Source organism: Candidatus Megaera venefica (assembly GCF_034554655.1).
GTDB classification, from domain to species: domain Bacteria; phylum Pseudomonadota; class Alphaproteobacteria; order Rickettsiales; family Rickettsiaceae; genus Megaera_A; species Megaera_A venefica.
This window is the reverse complement of record NZ_JARJFB010000092.1, coordinates 1-7,714: the sequence shown is the minus strand read 5'-3', so window position 1 is coordinate 7,714 and position 7,714 is coordinate 1. Positions and strand designations below refer to the sequence as shown.

Sequence of the window (7,714 nt, the reverse complement as noted above, 5' to 3'; positions counted from 1 at the left end):
TAGTCATATTTTATTCCTCTTGGTTATATTAATTGATTATATAACCTATAAGGAATTTACACACTTAGATGGACAGACCCCAATTATAGTAGAAATTATCATTTCTATTTTGCCTTTTTAAAACTTTTTCCGTTATTTTCCGTTTCTTTTAACGAAAAATGTCTATTTCCTAGCAATTACAATTTATAGATTGTAGGAAGTCAAATTTTACCCCCCTACAGAGTTCTTTTTATAGTACTCCGCAAAACCCCTCCAATACCTAGTTAACGCTCTCTTTTTCATAGACTCGGAAAACCTCCATTGATTAAGTTTAGTTGTGGTCTTTTGTTTCTCTTGAAAAAAACCCGTAAACCTTGTTTTACCAAGGATATAAGCATTTTTAATACCCCTGTTATAGCCTTGCCATAACTTCCGTTGCTTCTTTCGTTACCATCACTCCGAGTGGAATGGGTATGAAGACTTTTGGCCATTCGGTTACTTTGTTAGTCTCCAAACGTTCGGCTTTACGAATATTGGTATAAACTTTCTTGATACTAGAATTCCCAGAGGCTACTTCAGCTTTTTGCTCTTCAGTGCCTTTGCGTTGGATAGCGTCATATTGTTCAGCTGTAGCCCTACTGACACCTGCTTTTTTAGCTATGACTTCTAAAGTTTTACCTTTGTTAGCTTCTTCCCGTAAGCCTACTGGTAGGCTAACGATAGACTGGCTTATTTCTGCGGTTTCTTCTTTAGAGAATTGTTTTAAATTAGCCAACTGACGACTTTTAGCCTTCTCAGCTTCAAACTCCTTGCATATCAATTTAATGTTTTTGAATTTATGCGCATTATCTTCTGTTTCTGCAAAAGGCCTTTCACTCCAACCACCTCGTGTTTTGAGAAAGAATATAAGAGCGGTAACGTTGCCAGCTTCCATTTGTTCCCAGAGAAGCAGAGCTACTTTGCACACGCCTCTAATCTTACCTTTTCTATAGGCTCGCAAAACTCGTTCATCCTTTTTTTGTAAGTCTAGGAAGTCGCTGGCTGAGAGATTAAAATAACCAGCTACTTGTTCTATAGAGAGATAATTTGCTAAAGCCTCAACTTGTGCTATTTGCAAGTCATCCAATATTACTGCGGTGTTATTATTCTGCATTTGCTTAATAGTCTCCTTCTAATTCTTGTGATAATTTCTTCCACTCTTTAATCAGCTTATGGACTTCTGAGCGTTTTACGATGTTCTCCTTGGTATAGTAGCCGTGCTTGAACGAGTTCATATTGCCTTTAGGTGCGCCGTTGTTAGTACCACCATGCATACGACAGCGTTTCTTACCTTTTACGGTAGCTGATTTACAGGGATGACCGCTACGAGTTTTTGCATTACAGCTAAGTTTTAGTAATTCACGCATAGCATTGTTTTGCATTGTCTTTTTTTCCTACCCTCCCCCTAGTTAAGCTTTTTATTAGTTTCAACATTACCAATTATGGCCTGTCCGCCTGAGTTAACATTGACATGTTCTATAACCATTTTCTGCTGGCCTTTGCCCCGATAGCGTTGTAATGCTTCCATTTGCATAGTGTAGGTACGAGCCAATTTGTTAGCCACATTAAAAGCCTTACTACCAAGCTCTATTTCCTTATATGATCTACTACTTAGCAACCCATTAGCTCTTGTGAGATTTTTCATTGTTGCATTGTGTATAGCCAGCATTTGAGCTGCAAGCATAGCTTCTATAGTATCTTTGGGCTTAATATCGCTGATAGCTACCAGAGTATTATCAGACATTTTTTGTGGGTCATCATTATCATACCCTGCCCTTACTACTTGATTTAGAAGTGCTACGGAAAATTCTACTTTCCCTTTCTCTTTCTCTTGATTAGCTTCCTCTATACAAAAGGCGTTGGTTATAGCCTCAAACTCTAAATTAATATTAACTGAATTTGATTTAGAGTCTTTTTTTTGTAATTCTGATTTCACGATAATTCTCTTCTAATTTACCGACTTTAATATTTCTATATTGTAGCATATAACAGAGATACAAGCTACTTTTTCAGCAGTTATCGAGGTATTAATGCAACATTCTTAACCTATGTGTTATAAACAGCTCTAAACCTATGATATTACAGGGAATGAGGTGTATTTATCAGGTTGCATATGTTATAATTGGGTTAATAAAAATACTAAAACTAATAAGGAGCTAAAAAAGCTATGCAATCCACTAAAATAAAAGAAACATATAAAGGAAAATACAATAAAGGAGAAAGCGGCAATTTAAAGGGCAGACCTATTGAGCCAAAGGAGGCTCTAGGCAAACTGAAGAAGTTCACCGACAAAAAAAGTGCCACGGTATACAAGCATTTAGCCAAAGCTATTGAAGCTAGCGAGCCTTGGGCAATACAACTGTATTTTCAAGAATTGTTACCACGTGTTCAACTAATTGATGAGAATAATCATATATGCGAAAAATAGGAGCTGTTGTAAAAAATATGGAATTACAGCGTAGGAATTATAAAGAACATAATCAACTTACTTCAATAAATTACACTCAGACTAACTCGGATGCTGACTACCAACTTACTGACGAACAAAAGCTTTGTGTAGAAGCTAGCTGTAGAGGTGCAAATCTTAAAATAAAAGCATTTGCGGGTAGCGGTAAAACTTCCACTCTTGTAGAGATAGCTAAAAAACTATCTGGGAGAGGTTTGTATTTAGCGTATAACAAAGTTATCCAGTTAGACGCGGTAAAGAAATTCCCCAAGCATATAGACTGCAAAACGGCTCACAGTATTGCTTATGGTGCTAATGCTTATAGGATTAAGGGACGTGTACGCAACTTGAATGTATTTGATATAATAGAATATATAGAAATAGAGCGGATATATAACTACGAAGAAAATGATTTAGCTTTTTTAACTCTAAAATTATTGAGGGTATTTGCTAATAGCGACAAGCAAAAGATTGACAAATATTTTAGCACAAGCTCGGTGTTTGAAACGGTTGAAGGAAATGATAGCAAGGAAACTAAGGCTATTGTAAATTACGTCATTAATAGAGCTGCCGAATATTGGAAGCAATGTATTGAAGAAGCCTCAATGCTACCTATTGAGCATGACTTTTACTTAAAGATGTATCAGCTATCACAACCTAATCTAAGCAACGCTTATGACTTTATCTTGTTTGATGAATGCCAAGATGCAAATCCCGTTCTGCTCGATATTCTTTCCAAACAAATTTGCCAAAAAATATATGTAGGTGATGAGCACCAGCAGATATATTCATGGCGTGGTTCAATTAATGCTTTTGAAAAACTAACTGGAGAGGATTATTATCTAAGCCAGTCGTTTCGTTTTGGTGAGGAGCTTAGTAAGTTAGCAAATATTATTACCTTGGCTAAGGGTGAAAAAAAATTGTTACGAGGTTCTCCTGCTATTGAAACAAGGATTGCAGAAAAATCTATAGAATTTCCATTTACAGTATTATGCCGTACTAATGCTAGGATTATAGAAGTAATTCTAAAATTCCAAAGCAAAAGACTGCATGTAGTTGGCGGAGTGGTTGAAGTATTAAATCTTGCTAAAAGCGGGTATGCTCTTTTTACAGGCGATATAAGCAACGTCAAACACTTAAAGCTAAAACAGTTCAAATCTTGGAATGCAATGCTGCACTTCAATCATAAATATCAAGACCCAGATATTACCTTTCTTGCTAAACTCATAAAGGAGCATGAACACGGTTTTAAAAAGGTTATATTCCAAATAGAGAATGCTAATTATGTTGCTGAAGACATAGCAGATATTACTCTCTCAACAATACATAAGTCCAAGGGAAGAGAGTGGAATAACGTAGTAGTTGAAGATGACTTTATGATTTTTGGTGCTGGTGGAACAATAGAAGAAATACTCATAAATGATACTGAGGAGTTAAACCTAATATACGTGGCAGTAACAAGAGCAAAGCGGAGTCTTTTGTTGGCTAAGGGAGTGAATGTGCTTATCGAAAGATTGAGATCCCATAATAAAAAACAAAGACAAGGTACAGAATACGGGATATTACCGCCACGCAATATTGATGTTATAACTTATGAGCAGTGCGCCAGAGCGTAAGTTGTCCGTAGAGAAATGATAAAAATATCCACAGTTTTTGTTAATATTATTGTGGATACCTACAATCCTTTGATTACCTATCGCAGGAGGTGTTGCGTAATCTTTGGGCGTTTATATATTTCTATAAATATAAATTTATAAAAAAGTACCTATATAAATTTATAATAAATTATAATAGTGTCTATATACAAACCCACTTTTATAAAGAACTTTTTTTATTTAAATATAAATTGATAAATAAATATATTTATGTAAATATAAGCACATATAAATATATTTCTTTATAAGATGATTAAGATTGCAATAATTTCTCAAAAAGGAGGAGCTGGTAAAACAACTCTTGCCATTAATCTAGCCGTAGAAGCAGAAAGAACTAATTTATCATCTCTCTTAATTGATCTAGATCCTCAAAGCTCTGCTACTGAATGGAGTGATATTCGGGAACAGGATTATCCTGTCGTGTTATCTGCTCATGCTTCAAGAATGGATAAGTTAATTCAAAAAGCAGAAGTAAATAATGCTAGCTTTGTGTTTATTGATACTGCTCCACACTCAGAAAATGCAGCATTGGAATCTGCAAAGATAGCTGACCTTGTGTTAATTCCATGTCGAGCAGGTATTCTTGACATAAAAGCTATTCAATCTAGTTTAAATATTTGTAACCTTGCTCAGGTAAAGGCCTTGGTAATATTAAATGCCTTACCCTCGCAGAGAACTATAGAAAAAGAAGCAAGGCAAGCTATAGAAAAAATAGGTGGCAATGTATGTGAATACACGGTAGGACAGCGGATCATTTTTAGTCATGCCATGACTGCCGGTCTTGGAGTAGTTGAGTTTGATGTAAACAGCAAAGCTTCTAGAGAAATACAAAATATCTTTGAATTAATAAATCAGGTAAAAAAAGATGCGAAATAAAACAAGCCTTGCTGAGGCTATGTCTAAAACAAAAAGCAAAGACTTAAATAAAATAGGTGTAGAAAAAAATACTGTAGCTAAAAAAATAATTATTACAGTTTCACCAGAAGCCCATTATCAATTTAAGAAATTAGCCGTTGAAAAACGTTCTCAGATACAGACTTTAGCAAAGGAAGCATTAAATGATTTGTTTATAAAATATAATCTACCGCCAATTACTTAGGTCAGATCAAGGTGTTTTCATAGGCATAAATTTTAAGTAAACGTAGCTATTATGTTTCTATATTGGACAAAGGAAAATAAATATTACAAGTTATTTGGGCAGAATACTTTATTTGGAACAATTGACGTTATTTGTGTTTGGGGTAGAGTTGGTGGAAGCTTAGGAGGATATAAGACCATTCCTTGCAATACGGAGTATGAGGTACAAAAAGTTGCAGAACAGGTAAAAAAGAGAAGGTTGTATCGAGGATATATAGTTAGTACAGTAAATGACATTGTTGGTTTAGGGGAATCACTCAGTGATTGATTATTGTGCCTACGTAATGTTTGTCATAAAAACTTTCTGTGTATTTATTTTGGTTTTCTAATAGGCTAGAGACTAAAGATCGATTTTTAAATTATTTTTAGAAAATGTAGTCTATTAAGTAGAAAATCTGTAGTTGATTTAAAACTAACATGGCATTATAAAATGATTTGGGATTTAACACATGAGGCAAAAAATGACTACCTCAGTTGATAGATATGTAGGGGAGAGAATATACTCGCTGAGACTTGCTCATGGGCTTTCTCGCGCCCAACTATCGAAGAGTATTGGTGTTACTCACCAACAAGTAGAAAAATATGAAAAAGGCAGAAACAGAATTTATGCAAGTAGATTGCTTATAATTGCAAAAGCTCTGTCAAAAGATATATCTTATTTTGTCGAAGGGCTAGAGTCTGATGACAATAAACCTGTAGTAACACAGCATCAACGTATGTGCATCGAAGTATCACGTAACTTTATGAGAATTGAGAATCCTGATCATCAAGCTGCTGTTAATACATTGATAAAGTCGTTAGCTAATAAGTCTATGGTAGATGCTGACAAAGAGACGTGAAGTTACATTAAACTCATCAATCTCATTATGTTGGGGAGCAATGGAACAGCCTACGTTAAAATTGAGTAGGAGTTAGAAAATATGTTAAAATTGGTAAGTGGTGCAAAAAGGTATGGTTGTGTTTAGTAGTAAAGAAAAACCACGCTGGATATATCGTTTTGATAATTTTAAACGTGCGTTTATTTTATTGCGTGAAGCAGTATATACAATGCAAGAACGCGAGGTAACTCAATTAGAAAAAGAAGGGATTATTCAGCGTTTTGAATATACGTGGGAGCTAACTTGGAAAGTGCTCAAAGACTATTTAGAATATAAAGGTGTGGTATTAGAAACTATTACTCCAGCTGCTACAATCAAGGCGGCTATAGCATCTAATTTAATTAAAAACGGCGAAGTATGGATGGATGCTTTAGACTCTCGAAATAAAATGTCTCATACTTATGATTTTAAAAAATTTGAACAAATTACCTTACAAATTCAAAAAGATTATTATCCTGAATTAGAGTCTATGTATCTTGAAATGTTAAAATTTGAGGCAGAGGACGATAATAAATGAAACAGGTTAGTCATGGATTAAGCACTAAACAGTTAAATATACTGCACAGTGCTCTTCTACCTTTTGCAGAGCAGATAGAACTAGTAGGGTTATTTGGTTCTCGTGCTACTGGTGTTTATCGCTCAAATTCCGATATTGATTTAGTAATTTACGGCTTAATTAACGAAAAAACAGCAGATCGGATATTTACATTGCTTAATGATTGCAATCTACCTGTTAAAGTAGATGTACAAGCTTATAATTTGATTGCCAATACTTCTCTTAAATCACATATCGATTCTAAGATGTTGTTGTTATTTACACAAGAACAGTTGAAAGGTCGCAGCTCTGTAATGCGCAGAAAACAAAAAACATTATCAATGAATTCTGTCTTTGAGTTATGAAAAGACTAGAGGGAGCGAGGTTACATAGAAACACATAACACTTGACGATTTCACTAGTTCGATATAACTTGTAATGGTTCTACTTTGATTATTAATGCTCTAGCTCTTGTTAGTTAATCGATGTAGAACGCCTCCCTAATTTTGAAAAAAGCCTAAAATTCGTTAAGGAAAACCTGCCCCAAAAACGAATCCATAACCCTCATTATGGAAATTGTTGCCAAAATACAATAGAAAGTCCCTCCGTCAAAACTCTCCCCGCCTGAATTAACAAGGGGTTTCATGTCATAAACAGCTTACAAAATCCATAAGAAAATGGTATAATTACCGCATAAAGCTTACGGATTTTAAAATTATGCCTATAGAAAATATTACTTTTCTCCAAAAACAAGAAAGGTTATTTGAAGAGAAATTATCTACAAAACTAAATCCTAAAAACAAGTTATATAAACTAAGGGATTTAGTAAATTGGTCTGAACTTGAAGCCAGAGCATTGCCTAACATTGAAATCAAGCAATTTGGTAGAAATAAGAAAGATCATAGAGTAATGCTAGCACTATCAATGCTTCAAGCTATGTACAACGGTTCTGATTCGTTTACGGAGGAAGAGCTAAAGGAAAATATTTATTGGCAATATTTTTGTGGTTATGAATATTTGCAGCAAGATCTTGATGTGTCTGAAG

Annotated in this window: 13 protein-coding genes; 9 read left to right on the top strand and 4 right to left on the bottom strand. The window is 34.6% G+C overall.

What is annotated here, in order from left to right; genetic code table 11:
• Positions 1-391: 391 nt before the first annotated feature.
• From Megvenef_RS06105 to Megvenef_RS06095, 3 genes are read right to left on the bottom strand one after another with little or no spacing between them, the layout of a single operon-like run.
• Positions 392-1,132 (bottom strand): hypothetical protein, encoded by a 741-nt coding sequence (locus Megvenef_RS06105; RefSeq protein WP_322777091.1) that lies wholly within the window; start codon positions 1,130-1,132, stop codon positions 392-394.
• Positions 1,133-1,136: 4 nt separating this feature from the next.
• The gene (locus Megvenef_RS06100; RefSeq protein WP_322777090.1) at positions 1,137-1,400 is read right to left on the bottom strand and encodes an HGGxSTG domain-containing protein; all 264 of its coding nucleotides are present in this window, start codon (positions 1,398-1,400) and stop codon (positions 1,137-1,139) included.
• 23 nt (positions 1,401-1,423) lie between these two features.
• Entirely contained in the window at positions 1,424-1,954 is a 531-nt protein-coding gene (locus Megvenef_RS06095; RefSeq protein ID WP_322777089.1) for a hypothetical protein, read from the bottom strand.
• Between the two features lie 231 nt (positions 1,955-2,185).
• Here Megvenef_RS06095 and Megvenef_RS06090 point away from each other — a divergent pair, with 231 nt between their 5' ends.
• From Megvenef_RS06090 to Megvenef_RS06055, 8 genes are all read left to right on the top strand, one after another.
• Positions 2,186-2,446 carry a hypothetical protein gene (locus Megvenef_RS06090; protein ID WP_322777088.1) on the top strand — a complete coding sequence of 87 codons (261 nt, stop codon included), beginning with the start codon at positions 2,186-2,188 and terminating at the stop codon, positions 2,444-2,446.
• The gene (locus Megvenef_RS06085; protein ID WP_322777087.1) at positions 2,434-4,080 is read left to right on the top strand and encodes a UvrD-helicase domain-containing protein; all 1,647 of its coding nucleotides are present in this window, start codon (positions 2,434-2,436) and stop codon (positions 4,078-4,080) included. Before Megvenef_RS06090 ends, Megvenef_RS06085 begins: the two co-directional genes overlap by 13 nt.
• A 288-nt stretch (positions 4,081-4,368) precedes the next feature.
• Positions 4,369-4,995 (top strand): AAA family ATPase, encoded by a 627-nt coding sequence (locus Megvenef_RS06080; RefSeq protein ID WP_322777086.1) that lies wholly within the window; start codon positions 4,369-4,371, stop codon positions 4,993-4,995.
• On the top strand, positions 4,985-5,218 hold the full coding sequence (locus Megvenef_RS06075; protein ID WP_322777085.1) for a ribbon-helix-helix domain-containing protein: 234 nt from the start codon (positions 4,985-4,987) through the stop codon (positions 5,216-5,218). The genes Megvenef_RS06080 and Megvenef_RS06075 overlap by 11 nt, the downstream gene beginning before the upstream one ends.
• Before the next feature lie 51 nt (positions 5,219-5,269).
• On the top strand, positions 5,270-5,524 hold the full coding sequence (locus tag Megvenef_RS06070) for a WGR domain-containing protein (protein ID WP_322777084.1): 255 nt from the start codon (positions 5,270-5,272) through the stop codon (positions 5,522-5,524).
• Positions 5,525-5,717: 193 nt separating this feature from the next.
• Positions 5,718-6,095, top strand: a complete 378-nt coding sequence (locus tag Megvenef_RS06065; RefSeq protein WP_410519767.1) for a helix-turn-helix domain-containing protein — start codon at positions 5,718-5,720, stop codon at positions 6,093-6,095.
• Positions 6,096-6,195: 100 nt separating this feature from the next.
• Positions 6,196-6,651 (top strand): nucleotidyltransferase substrate binding protein, encoded by a 456-nt coding sequence (locus tag Megvenef_RS06060; RefSeq protein WP_322777082.1) that lies wholly within the window; start codon positions 6,196-6,198, stop codon positions 6,649-6,651.
• The gene (locus tag Megvenef_RS06055) at positions 6,648-7,034 is read left to right on the top strand and encodes a nucleotidyltransferase family protein (protein ID WP_322777081.1); all 387 of its coding nucleotides are present in this window, start codon (positions 6,648-6,650) and stop codon (positions 7,032-7,034) included. The genes Megvenef_RS06060 and Megvenef_RS06055 overlap by 4 nt, the downstream gene beginning before the upstream one ends.
• Before the next feature lie 152 nt (positions 7,035-7,186).
• On the opposite strand, the gene Megvenef_RS06050 is transcribed toward Megvenef_RS06055, so the two are convergent.
• Positions 7,187-7,315, bottom strand: coding sequence for a hypothetical protein (locus Megvenef_RS06050; protein WP_322777080.1), 129 nt, complete (start codon positions 7,313-7,315; stop codon positions 7,187-7,189).
• A 71-nt stretch (positions 7,316-7,386) separates the two neighbouring features.
• Here Megvenef_RS06050 and Megvenef_RS06045 point away from each other — a divergent pair.
• Positions 7,387-7,714, top strand: a 328-nt coding sequence (locus Megvenef_RS06045) for a transposase (RefSeq protein ID WP_322776028.1), incomplete at its 3' end; no start/stop codon positions are given.